At 44.1% G+C, this 17,851-nt stretch carries 19 protein-coding genes; 1 reads left to right on the forward strand and 18 read right to left on the reverse strand.

Annotation, left to right across the window (positions count from 1 at the left end):
• Positions 1 to 4: 4 nt before the first annotated feature.
• From yycF to HT574_RS08125, 13 genes are all read right to left on the reverse strand, one after another.
• Positions 5 to 712 (reverse strand): response regulator YycF, encoded by a 708-nt coding sequence (gene yycF, locus HT574_RS08065; protein WP_017435787.1) that lies wholly within the window; start codon positions 710 to 712, stop codon positions 5 to 7.
• 174 nt (positions 713 to 886) lie between these two features.
• Positions 887 to 2,173 carry an adenylosuccinate synthase gene (locus HT574_RS08070; RefSeq protein WP_175244163.1) on the reverse strand — a complete coding sequence of 429 codons (1,287 nt, stop codon included), beginning with the start codon at positions 2,171 to 2,173 and terminating at the stop codon, positions 887 to 889.
• A 176-nt stretch (positions 2,174 to 2,349) separates the two neighbouring features.
• Complete coding sequence (dnaB, locus tag HT574_RS08075) at positions 2,350 to 3,714, reverse strand: replicative DNA helicase (RefSeq protein ID WP_026078505.1); 1,365 nt, start codon at positions 3,712 to 3,714, stop codon at positions 2,350 to 2,352.
• Positions 3,715 to 3,870: 156 nt separating this feature from the next.
• Positions 3,871 to 4,320 (reverse strand): 50S ribosomal protein L9, encoded by a 450-nt coding sequence (gene rplI, locus HT574_RS08080; protein ID WP_175244164.1) that lies wholly within the window; start codon positions 4,318 to 4,320, stop codon positions 3,871 to 3,873.
• Complete coding sequence (locus HT574_RS08085; protein ID WP_175244165.1) at positions 4,317 to 6,293, reverse strand: DHH family phosphoesterase; 1,977 nt, start codon at positions 6,291 to 6,293, stop codon at positions 4,317 to 4,319. The genes rplI and HT574_RS08085 overlap by 4 nt, the downstream gene beginning before the upstream one ends.
• 46 nt (positions 6,294 to 6,339) lie before the next feature.
• A complete protein-coding gene (locus HT574_RS08090) occupies positions 6,340 to 7,266 on the reverse strand; it encodes a YybS family protein (RefSeq protein ID WP_175244166.1) in 927 nt (308 codons plus the stop codon).
• Between the two features lie 79 nt (positions 7,267 to 7,345).
• Positions 7,346 to 7,582: a 30S ribosomal protein S18 gene (gene rpsR, locus HT574_RS08095; protein ID WP_013401907.1), complete on the reverse strand. Its 237-nt coding sequence runs from the start codon at positions 7,580 to 7,582 to the stop codon at positions 7,346 to 7,348.
• A gap of 56 nt (positions 7,583 to 7,638) precedes the next feature.
• Positions 7,639 to 8,133: a single-stranded DNA-binding protein gene (gene ssb / locus HT574_RS08100; RefSeq protein WP_017435781.1), complete on the reverse strand. Its 495-nt coding sequence runs from the start codon at positions 8,131 to 8,133 to the stop codon at positions 7,639 to 7,641.
• 29 nt (positions 8,134 to 8,162) lie between these two features.
• Positions 8,163 to 8,450, reverse strand: coding sequence for a 30S ribosomal protein S6 (rpsF, locus tag HT574_RS08105; RefSeq protein WP_017435780.1), 288 nt, complete (start codon positions 8,448 to 8,450; stop codon positions 8,163 to 8,165).
• Between the two features lie 108 nt (positions 8,451 to 8,558).
• The gene (ychF, locus tag HT574_RS08110) at positions 8,559 to 9,659 is read right to left on the reverse strand and encodes a redox-regulated ATPase YchF (protein ID WP_017435779.1); all 1,101 of its coding nucleotides are present in this window, start codon (positions 9,657 to 9,659) and stop codon (positions 8,559 to 8,561) included.
• A gap of 78 nt (positions 9,660 to 9,737) precedes the next feature.
• Positions 9,738 to 11,750 (reverse strand): molybdopterin-dependent oxidoreductase, encoded by a 2,013-nt coding sequence (locus HT574_RS08115; protein WP_175244167.1) that lies wholly within the window; start codon positions 11,748 to 11,750, stop codon positions 9,738 to 9,740.
• Between the two features lie 42 nt (positions 11,751 to 11,792).
• On the reverse strand, positions 11,793 to 11,990 hold the full coding sequence (locus tag HT574_RS08120) for a DUF951 domain-containing protein (protein WP_017435777.1): 198 nt from the start codon (positions 11,988 to 11,990) through the stop codon (positions 11,793 to 11,795).
• A 21-nt stretch (positions 11,991 to 12,011) separates the two neighbouring features.
• Positions 12,012 to 12,899: a mechanosensitive ion channel family protein gene (locus HT574_RS08125; RefSeq protein WP_375154093.1), complete on the reverse strand. Its 888-nt coding sequence runs from the start codon at positions 12,897 to 12,899 to the stop codon at positions 12,012 to 12,014.
• A gap of 176 nt (positions 12,900 to 13,075) precedes the next feature.
• Between HT574_RS08125 and yyaC the strand changes: the two genes are divergently transcribed.
• A complete protein-coding gene (gene yyaC, locus HT574_RS08130; RefSeq protein ID WP_175244169.1) occupies positions 13,076 to 13,699 on the forward strand; it encodes a spore protease YyaC in 624 nt (207 codons plus the stop codon).
• Positions 13,700 to 13,741: 42 nt separating this feature from the next.
• On the opposite strand, the gene HT574_RS08135 is transcribed toward yyaC, so the two are convergent.
• From HT574_RS08135 to rsmG, 5 genes are all read right to left on the reverse strand, one after another.
• Positions 13,742 to 14,443, reverse strand: coding sequence for a DUF554 domain-containing protein (locus tag HT574_RS08135; RefSeq protein ID WP_017435774.1), 702 nt, complete (start codon positions 14,441 to 14,443; stop codon positions 13,742 to 13,744).
• A gap of 55 nt (positions 14,444 to 14,498) precedes the next feature.
• On the reverse strand, positions 14,499 to 15,359 hold the full coding sequence (locus tag HT574_RS08140; RefSeq protein WP_175244170.1) for a ParB/RepB/Spo0J family partition protein: 861 nt from the start codon (positions 15,357 to 15,359) through the stop codon (positions 14,499 to 14,501).
• The gene (locus HT574_RS08145) at positions 15,352 to 16,113 is read right to left on the reverse strand and encodes a ParA family protein (protein ID WP_175244171.1); all 762 of its coding nucleotides are present in this window, start codon (positions 16,111 to 16,113) and stop codon (positions 15,352 to 15,354) included. The genes HT574_RS08140 and HT574_RS08145 overlap by 8 nt, the downstream gene beginning before the upstream one ends.
• 138 nt (positions 16,114 to 16,251) lie before the next feature.
• Positions 16,252 to 17,097: a nucleoid occlusion protein gene (gene noc / locus HT574_RS08150; protein ID WP_175244172.1), complete on the reverse strand. Its 846-nt coding sequence runs from the start codon at positions 17,095 to 17,097 to the stop codon at positions 16,252 to 16,254.
• 34 nt (positions 17,098 to 17,131) lie between these two features.
• A complete protein-coding gene (rsmG, locus tag HT574_RS08155; protein ID WP_175244173.1) occupies positions 17,132 to 17,848 on the reverse strand; it encodes a 16S rRNA (guanine(527)-N(7))-methyltransferase RsmG in 717 nt (238 codons plus the stop codon).
• Positions 17,849 to 17,851: the final 3 nt, after the last annotated feature.

Genomic DNA, 17,851 nt, shown 5'->3' on the forward strand with positions numbered 1-17,851 from the left:
TTCGCTACTCCTGTTCTGGGTTGCGTAAATAATAGCCGACTCCCCGACGCGTCACAATCCATGACGGATGTGATGGATTATCTTCAATCTTTTCACGAAGACGGCGCACCGTGACATCGACCGTACGAACGTCGCCGTAATAATCATATCCCCATACCGTTTGCAACAGGTGCTCCCTTGTCATCACTTGTCCAATATGTTTAGCCAAATAATGAAGCAATTCAAACTCCCGATGCGTTAATTCAATCGTTTCTCCTCGTTTTAACACGATATAGGCATCGGGACGAATGACGAGCGAGCCAATAATGATCTCGTTCGTATCACTCTCTTCCTCCTGCGCCGCTGTTTGTGAATGACGGCGTAAATTCGCCTTGACCCGCGCTAGCAATTCTCTTGTGCTGAACGGCTTCGTGACATAGTCATCTGCTCCTAATTCCAAACCAAGCACTTTATCAATCTCGGAATCTTTCGCGGTTAGCATAATAATCGGCATATCGTATTTTTTTCGCACTTCCCGGCATACTTCCATTCCATCTCTTTGCGGAAGCATAATATCTAGCAAAATAAGGTCAGGCATGACTTCCTCGACTTTTTGCAACGCTTCTTCGCCATCGTATGCGCAAATCACTTCATATCCTTCTTTTTGTAAGTTAAATTGCAAAATATCCGCAATCGGCTTCTCATCGTCAACAACCAAAATCCGCTTTTCCATCTTCTTCACATCCTTTCTTTAGCGATGGAATCAGAAATTAGATTTATCAATATTAATTTATCATGTTATCAAAATGAAATCACTCATAACCGTTTACCATTTAAAGGAGAAACAAAAAGAAAAGCATAGATACATCGCTGCATCTACGCTTTTTCTATAATTATTATACATATTTTACGCATATACGCTACGAACTACGTTTGTTTGCGAACGGTCCGGACCGACGGAGAAAATCGACAGCGGAATCCCTGTCAACTGCGAAATGCGTTCGACATAATGGCGGGCGTTCGCCGGAAGCTCGTTCAAACTTTTTACCCCGGTAATATCTTCAGACCAGCCTGGCAGCTCTTCATAAATCGGCTCGCATTCCGCCAATACCTTTAAGCTGGCTGGGAACTCTTCCAATACTTTTCCCTTATAACGGTAGGCAACGCATATTTTCAGTGTTTCAATACCTGTCAATACGTCAATCGAATTGAGCGATAAATCAGTAATACCGCTGACGCGACGCGCATGGCGGACAACCACGCTGTCAAACCAGCCGACGCGGCGCGGGCGGCCCGTCGTTGTTCCATATTCGCGCCCGACCTCGCGGATGCGGTCGCCGATTTCGCCATGCAATTCGGTCGGGAATGGACCGTCGCCGACACGAGTCGTATATGCTTTCGCCACACCGACGACATGTTTGATTTTCGTTGGACCAACTCCGGCGCCGATCGTTACACCGCCAGCAACCGGATTCGAGGAAGTGACAAACGGGTACGTTCCCTGGTCAATATCAAGCATGACACCTTGCGCCCCTTCAAAAAGAACGCGGCGTCCTTCATCGAGCGCATTATTTAACACTACAGACGTATCACAAACATATTTGGCGATTTGCTGCCCATACTCATAATACTCTTCGAAAATATCTTCTAATTTGAATCCTTCCACGCCGTACACTTTTTCAAAAAGGACATTTTTCTCTTGCAAATTGCGCGTCAATTTTTCTTCAAATACTTCGCGATCCAACAAATCAACAACGCGGATGCCGATGCGCGCCGCCTTATCCATATAGGCTGGCCCGATTCCTTTTTTCGTTGTGCCGATTTTGTTAGCCCCTTTACGCTCTTCTTCTAATTCATCTAATTTTAAATGATAAGGCAAAATAACGTGCGCACGATTGCTAATGCGTAAATTATCGGTTGAAATGCCATGATCGTGCAAATATTTCAACTCCGCCACTAACGCTTTTGGGTCAACGACCATTCCGTTGCCGATCACACAAATTTTATCTTTATAGAAAATCCCAGACGGAATCAAATGCAATTTATACTTCTCTCCGTTAAAGACAATCGTATGTCCGGCATTGTTTCCACCTTGATATCTTGCAATGACTTCCGCATTTTCTGATAAAAAGTCGGTAATTTTTCCTTTCCCTTCATCGCCCCATTGTGTCCCGACAACGACGACTGACGACATGGCGAGCACCTCCACTTAACTCGATATAAACATTGTAAGTGTAGCAGTTTTTGCTAGAAAAGTCAATAAAAACACGAACATTTTTGTTTTCCAACATTTAATTTATTCGTATTTTAAAAGCATTGTCCAATAAAATAATGAAGAAGGTGTCAGTGAAAAATGACACCTTCTTTTCGTTACGCCCCTGGCGGAATTTGCGCATCATCAAAACGGCGTTCTAGGTTTACGAACTTATTGTATTCCTTAATAAAGGCAAGCTGCACTGTCCCGACCGGACCATTGCGCTGTTTAGCAATGATAATTTCAATAATATTCTTGTTCTCCGAATCTTTATTGTAATAGTCATCGCGGTATAAAAAGGCGACAATGTCTGCATCTTGCTCAATGCTTCCCGATTCGCGGATATCGGACATCATCGGCCGCTTATCTTGGCGCTGCTCGACACTTCGCGACAGCTGTGATAACGCGATAACCGGCACTTCTAATTCACGGGCTAACGCCTTTAAAGAGCGGGAGATTTCGGAAACTTCCTGCTGACGGTTTTCCCTGTTTCTGCCGCTTCCTTGAATAAGCTGCAAGTAGTCGATTACTATCATGCCGAGTCCGCTTTCTTGCTTTAGGCGGCGGCATTTGGCGCGAATATCGCTGACGCGGATGCTTGGCGTATCATCAATATAAATGCCGGCGTTCGATAAACTGCCCATTGCCATCGTAAGCTTTCCCCAGTCTTCCGGGGTCAGTTTTCCTGTCCGCAAATTTTGCGCGTTAATATTTCCTTCTGCACATAACATCCGCATCACTAATTGCTGGGCGCTCATTTCCAAACTAAAAATCGCGACGTTTTCATTCGTTTTTGTCGCTACGTTTTGCGCAATATTTAAGGCAAATGCCGTTTTTCCTACGGAAGGGCGAGCCGCGACAATAATAAAATCGCTGCGCTGAAATCCGGACGTCATGCGGTCGAGCTCGGTAAATCCGGTCGGGATCCCCGTTACTTCGCCTTTTCGGTTATGAAGCATTTCAATATTATCATACGTCTGCACAAGAACATCCTTAATATTTTTAAATGTTCCCGAATGTTTCCGCTGCGAAATCTCCATGATTTTCCGCTCTGCTTCATCAAGCAAAACGTCCACTTCATCTTCTCTTGTGTAGCCGTCTTGTGCAATCGATGAAGCGGTGCGAATCAAGCGGCGCAGCACCGATTTTTCTTCCACGATGCGCGCATAATATTCGACGTTGGCCGCCGTCGGCACCGAATCAGCAAGCTCACTTAAATACGAGACGCCGCCGACTTCTTCCAATTGCTGTGTATCAGCGAGCTCGGCCGTCACTGTAACTAGATCGACTGGTTCTCCTTTATCGGCGACACGAAGCATCGCATGGAAAATTTTTTGATGGGCAGCGCGATAAAAATCTTCCGGAATTAAAATTTCCGAGGCCAGCGTTAAAGCGGAAGGATCAAGAAATACGGCGCCGAGCACAGCTTGTTCCGCTTCAATGCTTTGCGGAGGAATCCGTTCCGAAAATAGTTCGCTCATGCCTTTCACCACCTTTTCCCCCGTTTTTCCTGTCATAAGAAAAATGTGATTATATGAGGAAAAACTCCCCATAAAATCACATTTATTCTCATGTATCCTAATATACTGCTTCCTTTTCCGCTGAAAACGAAACAGAATTGGTCAACGACTACACCGTTATTTCTGTTCTGTCACATGCACCTTTAATGTCGCTGTAACTTCCGGGTGCAGTTTGACAGGCACATTCGTATACCCCAGGGAACGAATGGCATCCTCGAGTTCGATTTTGCGCTTATCGATTTTGATATTGTGCTGAGATTGCAGTGCTTCGGCAATCTGCTTGCTTGTAATCGATCCGAATAAACGGCCGCCTTCTCCGGCTTTCGCCGCTAATTGCACCGTAATTTGTTCTATCTGTTCTTTCAACTGCTTTGCCTTTGCCAACTCCTCTTCCGCCTGGCGCTGTTCTTTCCGTTTTTGCGCTTCTAGAGCCTTGATGTTTGCCGGCGTTGCCTCAATGGCAAGCCCTTGTTTAAAAAGGAAATTGTTTGCATATCCGTCCGCAACGTTTTTAATTTCTCCTTTTTTCCCTTTTCCTTTGACATCTTTTAGAAAAATCACTTTCATGACGGTTTACCTCCTTCTAAATAGTCATCAATCGCGGCGCGCAATTGCTGTTCCGCCTCTTCGATGGTGATATCGGAAAGCTGGGCAGCAGCATTCGTTAAATGCCCACCGCCTCCTAAGCGTTCCATAATCAATTGCACATTGATGTCTCCTAACGAACGGGCGCTAATGCCAATCGTCTGATCCGCCCGCTTCGAGATCACAAACGAAGCGATAACTCCGCTTAAAGTAAGCAGCGTATCGGCCGTCTGCGCAATCAACACCTGATCATATGTTTCGTTTGGATCTCCTTTGGCGATAGCGATGCCCCTTGAATCGATGGATGCATTTTCAATCATTTTCGCCCGTTTAACGTAATTGTTGATGCTTTCTTTTAACAATTTTTGCACTAACACGGTATCCGCGCCCTGCGCGCGTAAATAAGAAGCGGCGTCAAACGTCCGCGAACCGGTGCGAAACGTAAAGCTTTTTGTATCGACGACAATTCCCGCTAGAAGCGCTGTCGCCTCGAGCATTGTCAATTTCAACCGTTTTGGCTGATATTCCAATAACTCTGTCACCAGCTCAGAAGTAGAAGACGCATACGGTTCCATATAGACGAGAATCGGCGCATCAATAAATTCTTCACCCCGGCGATGATGGTCAATGACGACGATATGGTCGGTGCGATACAATAATCTCTCTTCGACCACTAACGAAGGACGGTGCGTATCGACAACAATTAGCAGCGTATCTTCCGTTACTAACTCCAGCCCTTGCTCCGGCTTAATACATCTTGACCATAGCTCCGAATGTGTTTTTAATTCTTCTATTAAGCGTTGGGCTCCAGCATCCGTTTTCGCTGTATCAATCACGATATATCCTTCTTTTTGATTAGACTGGACGACTTTTAAAATTCCGATCGCGGCGCCAAGCGCATCCATATCCGGATATTTATGCCCCATAATCAGCACTTTGTCGCTTCCCGCAATTAACTCTCTAAGCGCATGGGAAATGACGCGGGCGCGGACCCTTGTACGTTTTTCCATTGGATTCGTCTTGCCGCCGTAAAATTTTACTTTTCCGTTCCCTTGTTTAATGGCCACTTGGTCGCCGCCGCGGCCCAATGCTAAATCTAAACTGGATTGGGCTAACGCTCCTAATTCTGGGAGCGACGATACACCGGTACCAACTCCAATACTTAACGTCAACTGGACATTATATTTCATCGTCTGTTCGCGAACTTCATCCAAAATCGAAAACTTGCTTTTTTCCAATTGCTCGAGAATATGCTCATTAAGGACGGCGATAAACCGGTCCGAAGAGGTACGTTTCAAAAATATGCCATAATCATTGGCCCATTGGTTCAATATCGATGTCACATGGCTGTTCATCTGGCTTTTTGCTTGATCGTCCATTCCTTGTGTAATTTCGTCATAATTGTCAAGGAAAATAATTGCCAATACTAATCGTTCCGCTTCATATCGTTTTTGCAACTCCACTTGCTCTGTGACATCGAAGAAGTAAAGAAGCTTCTCTTCCCGACGAATGACGACTTTAAATTGTTTTCCATGGATATTGATAATTTCTTCATTGGCCTGCCCCTGTTTCACAAAAGCGACCAATGAATCCGCAAGATCATATAATGAATAACCGACTAATGTCTGCTCTTTAAAACAGGAGGCTAAAAATTGATTCGCCCATTCTACCTTATAGTCATCATTAATCAGCATAATGCCAATCGGCATTTCCATTAACGCTTCTTCGCCGACTTTTTTAATTCGATACGACAAATTAGAAATATATTGTTCCAGCTCCACATATAATGATCGCTGTGAATGAATCACATAATAAAGTACAAATCCAAGGAGCAACAAGCTGACTATCCCTAAAATCCATTGAAAATAAAGCAAGCAGATGGCAAATGCAGTCGATAACAAAATAAAGATATATAAGGGATAGCGATAAGCCTTCCTTTCATAAAAATGAGACATTCAAGTCAGCTCCTACACCAAAAAAATAATCTACCTTATCTAATAATTATATGCGTTTTCGCAAATCAAATCCTAAATCAATTATACCTAATATTGCGATAAGATAAAGTAGAAAAGGCAGGAATAAACAAAAGACCGTTCCACCAATGACCATCCCTTTTGGAATATTCTTTTTATTCGCCACATGATACAAAAAGGAAAATCCTTGTACCATCAAAAGCAGCTGCAATACATAATATACGTTTAAAATAGCGATATAGGCAAACGTTCCTTTTTCGAATGGAATAAAAGATAGGGCTAGCACCAATACATAAATCCATAACAAGCCTTTTGGCAACGTTACCTCCCGAAACGGCGGCCATGTGCCGACCGGCAGTTTCAATCGTTTTAAAACTGGAATAGAAGCGATGATCGTTATGTAAGCAAACAAAAAAGAAGCAAGGACAAACAATGTAGGAACGATATATTTTACCAGTTCCAATCCTTGTTTAAATTGTTCCTGTAACTGCGGCGACGGCTCCTGCCCCATCCCTTTCATCATTTTCATCGCAGTGTCAAATGATTGGCGAAATGTGGAGATCGTTTCCTGAATGATATCCATCTGCAAAAATTTTACGGAGATGGCATAATCAACGACTATGTTAATAAGAAATATAAGCGCGCTGATCAGTAAAATCATATGACGGCTTTTATTTTTGGCAAGCATTCCCCCAATCGCAATCCCTGCTGTTCCAAACATTAACGCCACCGGCAAGGAAAACAGCGAGCCAATCAACATAGAAATAATCAGCGAAGCAGCAAGCAACAACAGCGCATAAGCATAACCATGCCTTATCGTAAAAATAATAAACGGCAGCGCCAAAAACAATGTCGCAATTACCCCGATAAGCGGCACGTATAAAGCAATCAAAAATAACACTGCAAACAAGGCTAACTGAATGGCCGCCTCCGTGATCATATATGTCTTGCGCACCAATCATTCCCCCCTTTCTGTAATGCAACTATAAATATAGAAAAAGCAGTAAGGACAATCCCCCTTACTGCTTTTTTTCTTATTCGTCTGCTACATATGGTAATAACGCCATTTGCCGAGCGCGTTTAATCGCAACCGTCAATTTACGTTGATATTTTGCGCTTGTTCCTGTCACACGGCGAGGTAAAATTTTGCCGCGTTCGGAAATGAATTTTTTCAGCAAATCAACATCTTTATAGTCAATATGCGTAATTCCGTTCGCCGTGAAATAGCATACTTTCCGACGTTTTGCACGTCCGCCTTTACGTCCTGCCATTTCATATCCTCCTTTCCTTTTCTCCTTTATCCGATTAAAACACCTTTTGCTTGCAACTAAAACGGCAAATCATCATCCGAAATATCGATCGGTTGACCGTCGTTAGCAAAAGGATCTTCATCTATGCGACTGAAATCTCTTTCATTCGGATTGCGATGGTTCTGATCTGGTCCAAATGGGAATGGCTCCCCAAAGTAGCCGCCTGTTGCCGTCCCACGCTGTTCAGTGCTACTTTTCGGTTCAAGAAATTGGACGCTATCAGCAACCACTTCCGTTACATATACACGTCTTCCGTCTTGACCTTCATAGCTGCGGGTCTGTAAACGGCCATCGACTCCGGCTAAACTTCCTTTTTTTAAGAAATTCGCAACATTCTCCGCTTGACGTCGCCAAACGACACAGTTGATAAAATCTGCTTCCCGTTCGCCTTGCTGATTGGTAAACGGGCGATTGACAGCAAGCGTAAACGTAGCAACAGCCACCCCACTTGGAGTATAGCGTAATTCCGGATCTCTCGTTAATCTCCCAACGAGAATTACGCGGTTAATCATCAGAACCACCTCTTTAACATGGAAAAAAATTATTCTTCTTCTTTCACGACGATATGACGGATAATATCTTCGTTGATGCGCGCTAAACGGTCAAACTCTTGCACCGCTTTTGGCTCAGACACGACATTAATAATCATGTAATGGCCGTCACGGTATTTTTTAATTTCATATGCTAAGCGGCGTTTGCCCCAATCCGTCACATTTGTAATTTCCGCACCATTTTCTTTTAAAATAGTATTGAAACGTTCTACTAGAGCTTGTCTTGCTTCTTCGTCCATATTTGGGCGGATGATGTACATGATTTCGTATTTTCTCACGTTCGTCACCTCCTTTTGGTCTAAACGGCCCTTTCGATAAAGGGCAAGGAGCAATAAAACATTACTCACGTTTTTTGATTATATCATGGCGTGGAAGGATAAGCAATATTAAACATTAAAGCGGAAATAAATAATATCGCCATCCTGCACTTCGTAATCTTTTCCTTCGAGGCGGATTTTTCCAGCTTCGCGTGCCGCTGCCATCGATCCCGCCGCCACTAAATCTTCATAGGAAACCGTTTCGGCGCGAATAAACCCGCGTTCAAAATCGGAGTGAATAATTCCTGCGCACTCCGGTGCTTTCATGCCTTTCCGGAACGTCCAGGCCCGCACTTCTTGTTCCCCTGCGGTGAAAAATGTCGCCAGGCCAAGTAAGCTGTACGATGCGCGAATTAATTGGTCGAGCCCTGATTGTTCAATGCCAAGCTCTTGTAAAAACAGCTCTTTTTCCTCATCGTCCAATTGCGCGATTTCCTCTTCAATTTTTGCACATACGACAATGACTTCCGCATTGTCGCTTTTCGCAAATTCGCGGACTTGCTGCACGAACGGGTTGCTGTTTGGATCCGCCACGTCTTCTTCACCGACGTTAGCTACATATAACATTGGTTTAATCGTTAATAAATGAAGCTGCTTTACCACTTTCATTTCTTCTTCTGTAAAGGAAAGCGTACGCGCCGGTTTTCCAGCTTCAAACGTTTCTTTTAAGCGCAATAAAATATCATATTCAAAAGCGGCATCCTTATCTTTTTGTTTGGCGATTTTGCCGACGCGGTCGATCCGTTTATCCACCGTTTCCAAATCGGCGAAAATTAGCTCTAAATTGATCGTTTCAATATCCGCAAGCGGATCGACTTTTCCCGCTACATGGGTGATATTTTCATCTGTAAAACAGCGGACAACTTGACAGATCGCATCAACTTGGCGAATGTGCGATAAAAATTTATTGCCAAGCCCTTCTCCTTTGCTTGCCCCTTTCACGATGCCAGCAATATCGGTAAATTCGAACACTGTCGGTACCGTACGCTTCGGCTTAAACATTTCCGTCAACACTTTTAGACGTTCATCCGGCACTTCGACAATGCCGACGTTTGGCTCGATTGTACAGAAAGGATAATTGGCAGACTCTGCTCCTGCCTTCGTAATCGCATTAAACAGCGTCGATTTCCCGACGTTTGGCAACCCAACAATTCCTGCTGTTAACCCCATAATTTCCACTCCTCTTTTCCGTTCACATCTTTCCTCATTATAGTGAGTCCAAAAGAAAATGACAAGCGCCTTCGTGCGCTAGTCATTTTCCACCTTTTCAATATCGACTAAACAGTCGTATAACGTGCTGCCGCATCCGTTGTCCGATTCGCGGTCCGATGTTAACACATTGACCGCACCGCCAAACTTCGCCCATTGTCCTTCATCAATATTGATCGTTTTTGGATGCGCTTTGGCAAGGATTTTTACCGTTCCTATTAATTCGCCGCGGTCGTTGAACACCCTTGCCTTGTCCCCTTCTGACAGTCCTTTTTCTTCCGCAACATCTTTTGCCACTTCAATTTTCACCGTTTGAATCGCCCCGACAAGATGGTAATGCTGCGAGTGATTGGAACGAAGCGGGTGAATGGTCAACAAACGGTACGGATATTTTTTCGCTAATAACGGATTCGCTATTTCTGATTCGGCTGGATACGTGATTTGCAGCTTGCCATTCATTCCCTTTTGCTTCGCTAATGCGGAAGTAAACTCATATTTGCCGCTTGGCGTTTGGAAACGGTAATCGCTCCATGGGACAGGCTGAACTGGGAGAAGCAGATGCTTTTCCGCTTTCAGCCGTTCGAGTGTGATTCCGTATTGTTCCAACGACTTTAACCCCATTTTTAAAAACTCTTCCCTTGTGTAAGCAAAATCAGCGCCAAAACCAAGCCGTTTCGCCAGCTCCGTCCAAATCCAAAGATCGGATTTTGCCTCGCCCGGCGGTTCGACGAGCTTTGGCCCATAGTTGACATAAGCGTGGTACATGGACGAATAATAAATATCTTCTTCTTCAAATACCGTTGTTACCGGAAATACATAATCGGCCAACTCTGCCGTATCGGTCATGAATTGTTCGAATACAACGACCGTGTCCACGGACTGGAACGCCTTTTTCACTAAGTTCGTGTTCGGCACTTGTGTAAGCGGATTGCCGCATGTCACAATAATCATCTTAATATCCGGGTTTGTCGCCCGTAAAATGCCTTCCGCCTGCTTCATCATCGTAAACGTGCGGGAAACTGTTTTTCGTTCTGGAAGCGCGAGCGCGGCAATGTCAAAACATTGACCGACTTGCAGATTGCCAAAGTTCGCCCCACCCCCCGGAATGCCGATATTGCCGCTTATCGCTACCAGCGCGTCAATCCAGCGAATCGTGTTGCCGCCATTGGCATATCGCTGCATGCCAAGCCCTAAATAGGTCGCAGTTGGACGATTTCCGTAAATAACGGCTAATTGCGTCATCACGCCGCGATCTACTTCAGTAAGCCGCTCAATTTTTTCCATCGTTATGCTTTCCAGCACCGCTTCGACATCGGCAAACCCAACGGTATGCTGTTCAATAAATGTGCGGTCTTCCAAACCTAGGCGCAGCATTTCCTTAATAATTCCCATCGCTAAAAATGCGTCCATCCCCGGTTTGACCGATATATACATATCGGCGATTTGCGCCGTTTGCTGGAACAGCGGATCAATGACGATGATTTTTGTCCCTCGTTTTTTTGCGGCGAGAAGATGCTGAAATAAATGCATATTTGTCCGCGCCACATTCCGCCCCCAAATAACAACGTGGCGGCTGTTTTGAATATCTTCCGGAGCGTGGCTATACGAATTGCCGAAATCCCACGTTTGCGCTTCAATGCCGGAGCCCCAGCATAAGCTGCCCGTCAGTTCGGTTACGCCGCCGTAGCAGTTAAAAAAGCGCTGATCCAAATTTTTCAACAATCCATTATTAGCGTAATCATGGCTATGGAGGACCGCGGTCGTCCCGTAACATTCCTTGATTTTCCGCATTTTTTCCGCCACTTCATCGAGCGCTTGCTCCCATGAAATACGGATAAACTGGCCATTAACCTTTTTTAACGGATACAAAAGGCGCTCGCTTGAATTTGTCCGCTCTTTGAGCATACGGCCGCGGGAGCAAATTTTTCCTTGCGTAATCGGATGTGTTTCATCCCCGTCCACTTTTTCCACTTTTCCATTCTGAATGGTCACTTTTAATCCGCACACATCCCAGCAATTTAACGGGCACGATGTGACGCGCGTTTCTTCCATGACTCTCCTCCCCTTTTCGTTATAAGAAAGAGCATGAGGAAACTACTCCTCATGCTTCACCAGCACTTTTTTCAGCTTTCTTACAAACTCTTTGCGCGGAAGAAGCACGCTATGGGCACAGCCTTCGCATTTGATGCGGATATCCGCGCCTAAACGGATGACTTTCCAGCGGTTCGTGCCGCACGGATGCGGCTTTTTCATTTCTACGATATCATATAATCCAAATTCTTTATTTTCCATTGGCTCACCCCTGTCTTTTGTTTAGACGTTTTCTTTGACTTGCTGAACAGATTGTTTTTCTTGCTCATTGCGATTATGAAGAACGAGGCGTGGATATGGAATTTCGATTCCCTTTTCATCTAAATGCATTTTTACCTCTTTTCGAATCGCTCTTGCCACAGAAACATGACGCATCGGTTTCGTTTCGCAGACGATGCGCAGCACTACTTCAGAACTAGCTAAATTTTGCACGCCCAACAATTCAGGCGGAGCAACCATGTCTTCGTATTTTGCCGGCAATTGCGGCAGCAGTTCGCGAATCGCTTCTTCTACTTTTTCAATATCCTCTTCATACGCAATGCTGACATCGACTACAGCAACGCTATTGTTGAGGGAGTAGTTTGTCACTTGCGTAATGCTTCCGTTTGGCAAAATATGAATTTCTCCCGTCCAGCTTTTAATTTTCGTTACCCGCAAACCGATTGCCTCTACATATCCTTCAAAATTGCCGATGCGCACATAGTCTCCTACCGCAAACTGATCTTCAAAAATAATAAAAAATCCGGTAATGATATCCTTTACTAAACTTTGCGCGCCAAAACCGACAGCAAGTCCGACAATTCCGGCGCCCGCCAAAATCGCTTGTACTTTCGCTCCCAACGTATCTAAAATCATAATCAACGCAATAAAATATAATACATACTTAATCACATTATCGAGGAGCCTTAACAATGTTGCTTCCCGCCGCTCGGAAATGCGGATCGGCGCCTTTTGCCGCACTTTGAAAATATTATGGACAGCTACTCTCAACACTTTTTTGGCAACGACGCATAACAATAAAATCAAAATGATTTTTAATGTTCCTGCTCCTAAATTGACCCAAAACTCCTCATTTGTGGCAAATCCAAACAACCGATCCTTTTTTACCATATCCAATGTTGTCTACACCTCTGCATTATTTTTCGCTTTATATCATTATTTATTTTAACAAGATTATCAATCAATTTGTACTAATAAACGTATAAAACAAGACACCTATATGTATATCATGTTCGTTTTTTCCGTATACTGTTAATACTTTGAATGGGAAACCGGGAGTGAATCAAATGAGCATACCATCTATTTTTTTCTCTTCGAAAGATGAGAGGGAACGTATTTTTCATGATGAGCAAGGAGCTTCCACACTAATCGCGCTGCGGCTTATTTCATTGCTTCCTGATCGGTTATCGCAGCCTGCCGCCATTGTTTGCATCGGAACAGACCGTTCGACAGGAGATTCGCTTGGGCCGCTTGTTGGCACCATGCTGCAAGAAAAAACTCTTTCCCACTTTCACGTATATGGAACGTTGGAAGAGCCAATCCATGCCGTTAATCTGGAAGAAAAAATCAACGCTATTCGCTCCATTCATCATGATGCATTTATGATTGCCATCGATGCCTGCTTAGGACGACTGAAAAGCATCGGCGCAATCACAATCGCGAAAGGCCCAGTACGGCCTGGAGCCGGGGTCAATAAGCAGCTTCCTCCTGTCGGCGATATCCATATTACAGGAGTAGTCAATGTCAGCGGCTTTATGGAATTTTTCGTTTTGCAAAACACCCGCCTCCATCTCGTGATGAACATGGCGAAAACGATTGCCAACGGCATTTACGAAGCCGACCAACAGTTAAGCCGGAAAAAGTTTTTGACAAATACAACATTCTCTAAAGATCATCGTCATCCATTGTAACCAATCCCCTCTTTGTTGCGATACACAAGAAGGGGTGTTTTTTTAAAAAAAGTAAATAATGGAAACCGCAAAAGCAGTAACAATAATGCTAGGGAGCAGGTTGGCGACTCGTATGTTGGTAATGCCGAGCATATTCAAGCCAATTGCAATAATTAAAATTCCTCCTGTTGCCGTCGATTCAGCAATGAATGAATCGACAATTTCTTTTGGCACCCATCGTTCAATTTGGGTAGCGAGCAGCGCGATGCCCCCTTCATAGATCATGACAGGAATCGCGGAAAAAATAACGCCAATTCCAAGCGTTGTCGTTAAAATAATGCTTGCAAAGCCATCCAAAATTGATTTCGTATACAGGACGCGATGGTCTCCGCGCAATCCGCTGTCAAGCGCCCCGACAATCGCCATGGCGCCGATGACAAATAACAAAGTGGCGCTGACAAATCCCTTTGCGATATTTCCTTGTTGATTTCCTCCTACCTTTTTCTCCACCCATTTACCAAGCTGATTCAGCTTTTTATCCCAATCCCATATTTCGCCTAGCACGCCGCCAAGGACAAGGCTGAAAATAACAATAAGAAACTGTTCACTTTTCATCCCCATTTGAATTCCCAGCAGCGCCACCGCTAGGCCGATTCCTCCCATCACTGTTGCCTTTACTTGCTCAGGAATACGGTGGAATAGTTTCCCTAACAATGACCCTATTGCGATGCATATTCCGTTAACAATGGTCCCTAACAGTACCATGGCGAGTTTCCTCCTAAATAATAAAAAAATAAACCATCGTCATATGATGGCCGCTCTATTCATCCAATCGCACATCCAATAACTCTAGTATTCTTTCTAAATCTTCCGAGGAAAAAAACTCGATTTCGATCTTCCCCTTTTTTCTCGTTTGCTTAATCGTTACATTCGTTCCTAACTTTTCCCGTAATAATGACTCGCTTTCCTTCAAAAAAACGCTTTTTTCTACTGGTTTCCGTTTTAATGTTTCACGTGGAACATTTTGATTGATTTGCTGAATGAGTTTCTCCAATTGGCGGACATTCAGCTGTTCACGAATCACGCGCTCAACAACCAATTTCATTTTATTTTTCTGCTTTAATCCTAACAGAGCCCGTCCGTGTCCCATCGACAGTGTTCCATTCATAATCAGCTTTTGTATATCCTTCGGCAATGACAATAAGCGCAGATGGTTAGCGATATGAGGTCTGCTTTTTCCCAAGCGGCTGGCAATCTCTTCTTGGGTAAGCTGCAGCTTTTCCATCAGCATTTTATAGGCTGTTGCCTCTTCAATCGGATTTAAATCTTCCCGCTGCAAATTTTCCAACAAAGCAAATTCCATCATTTGCTGGTCGGTCAGTTCGCGCACGACCACCGGAACAGTTTGTAAATTTGCTTCTTTGGCAGCGCGATACCGCCGTTCCCCCACAACGATTTCAAACCCTTTTATCGTCTTGCGGACGATCAGCGGCTGCAGTATTCCGTGCTGCAAAATCGACTGTTTTAATTCTTCAATCGCTTCCGGATGGAATGTTTTTCTTGGCTGGTAAGGATTCGGATATAGATCGTGAATGCTCACTTCTTGAATGATTTCCTCTTTTCCTGCTAAAGCCAAATGAGAAAATAGCGCATCAATGCCTTTGCCAAGACCTTTAGCCACGCTCTAGCACCTCCTTCGCCAATTCTAAATACACTTGCGCTCCCCGCGACTTTACGTCGTACAAAATAATTGGTTTTCCATGGCTTGGCGCTTCGCTTAGCCGGACATTTCTCGGAATAATCGTGTTATATACTTTTTCGCGGAAGTATTTTTTTACCTCCTGAATGACTTGAATACCTAAATTCGTACGGGCGTCCAGCATCGTTAACAAAACGCCTTCAAGACGCAAATCATGATTTAAATGTTTTTGGACAAGCCGGATGGTATTCAATAGCTGGCTCAGCCCCTCAAGCGCATAATATTCGCATTGTACAGGAATAAGAACGGAATTCGCCGCCGTTAACGCATTTAGCGTTAATAATCCCAACGAAGGAGGGCAATCGATAATAATAAACTCGTATATTTCCCGTAGAGGTTTAAGTGCATTTTTTAAGCGGATTTCTCGGGAAATGACCGATACAAGCTCAATTTCTGCTCCTGCTAGTTGAATGGTCGCTGGAATGATATGTAAATTTTCAATATTGGTTGGTCTTATGACATCTTTCGCTTTTAAATCACCGATAATGACATTATAAATGCATTCATCGACATCCCCTTTTTCAATTCCGATCCCACTTGTTGCATTGCCCTGCGGGTCTATATCTACTAATAATACCTTTTTTCCAATATGCGCTAAACAAGCGGCCAAATTAACCGCTGTTGTCGTTTTTCCGACTCCGCCTTTCTGGTTTGCAATTGCAATTACTTTGCCCACGATGCCACCTACCTCTAATTCGTACTCATATTGTCTATTTTATCATGAAACAAGTAAAATGAACTTGTTTTCTGTTTGCCCTCGAAAGAAAAAACCCCATCAAAAGCAGCTTGATGAGGCAAGACATCCTTGTGTCTATTACTTTTTCGGGATGCGAATCGTAATTTGATAATAATCGTCAAACTCTTCTTCCTCTGAATCAACCGCCACACCGCTGTTGGCTACCATCGTGAGCGATTGTCGGATGGTGTTGACAGCAATTCGCATGTCCCTGCTGAATGCTTTTCGCTTCGGCTTCGGCTTGCGGTTGGCCGATTCTAACATTTTCAGCACCCGATCTTCTGTTTGTTTGACATTTAATTGTTTATCAATAATTTCTTGCAGCAATTTTAATTGCTTTTCTTTATCTTTTAGGACGATTAAAGCACGGGCATGGCGTTCGGTAATGGTGCGATGCAACAGGGCTTCCTGCACTTCTTGCGGCAGTTTTAATAGACGCAGTTTGTTGGCAATCGTCGATTGACCCTTTCCAAGCCGCTGCGCCAGCGCTTCCTGCGTTAAATGGTGCAGCTCGAGCAGCTTCGCATACGCCATTGCTTCTTCAATCGGTGTCAGCTCTTCCCGCTGCAAATTTTCAATTAATGCAACTGAAGCGGTTTCTTTGTCGTTTAAATTTTTCACGATCGCCGGAATTTCCGCCCATCCGAGTTTTTGGACGGCCCGCCATCTTCGTTCACCAGCGATAATTTCAAACTTTCCATCCTTGCACTCGCGGACGACAATTGGCTGAATAATGCCGTGCGTACGAATCGTTAACGCTAGTTCTTCAATTTTTTCCTCGTCAAAAATGGTCCGCGGTTGGAAACGGTTTGGAATAATTTTTGCAACTGGAATTTTTCTTACCTCTTCTTTTTCCTGTCTTTCGCTTAATTCTTCCTGTTCCTTTTCTCCAAAGCTGAAAAAGCGAGAAAAAGGATGCTTCATTCCCCTACACCACCTTTAAAAACTCTCCCCTAGATTATTGAATCGGTTGTTTGTTTGGCAATCCCGGTTTGCGAGGATATTTGCTTGGCGTACTTTTTACTTTTTTAATAAAAATAATGGCTCGTTCACTTTGTTCCATCGGCAGCGTAAACTGTTCGACCGCGGAAATTTCACCGCCAAGCAGAGCGATTGCTTTTTTCCCTTCTTTTAATTCCTCCTGTGCCGAAGCGGCTTTCATCGCGATAAACGTGCCGTTGACTTTCACGAGTGGAAGGCATAGCTCGCTAAGCACCGGCATTCGCGCCACCGCCCTGGCCATCACAACATCAAACGATTCGCGAAATTCTTTTTTTCTGCCAAACGTTTCAGCACGGTCGTGATAAAAGGCGATATCCGTCAGAGCTAATTCATCTGCTAAATGCTGTAGAAAAGTAATGCGCTTTTGCAATGAATCGACAATCGCCAATTTCAAATGGGGAAAACAAATTTTTAACGGAACGCTCGGGAATCCCGCCCCCGCCCCTACATCGCAAAGCGATAAAGATCGGGAAAAATCATAATAAAAAGCTGGAGAAAGAGAATCAAAAAAATGTTTGAGATACACGCTGGGCTTGTCCGTAATGGCAGTTAGATTCATCCTTTCATTCCATTCAATTAACAGTTCATAATACCGTTCAAATTTTTCTAGCGCCTGAGGAGGAAGGAAAATTCCTTTCTCCTCAAGCATAGCCTGAAACTGTGCTGTATCCATACG

Origin of the sequence: Parageobacillus sp. VR-IP (genome assembly GCF_013357975.1) — a bacterium.
Taxonomy (GTDB): Bacteria; Bacillota; Bacilli; order Bacillales; family Anoxybacillaceae; genus Saccharococcus; species Saccharococcus caldoxylosilyticus.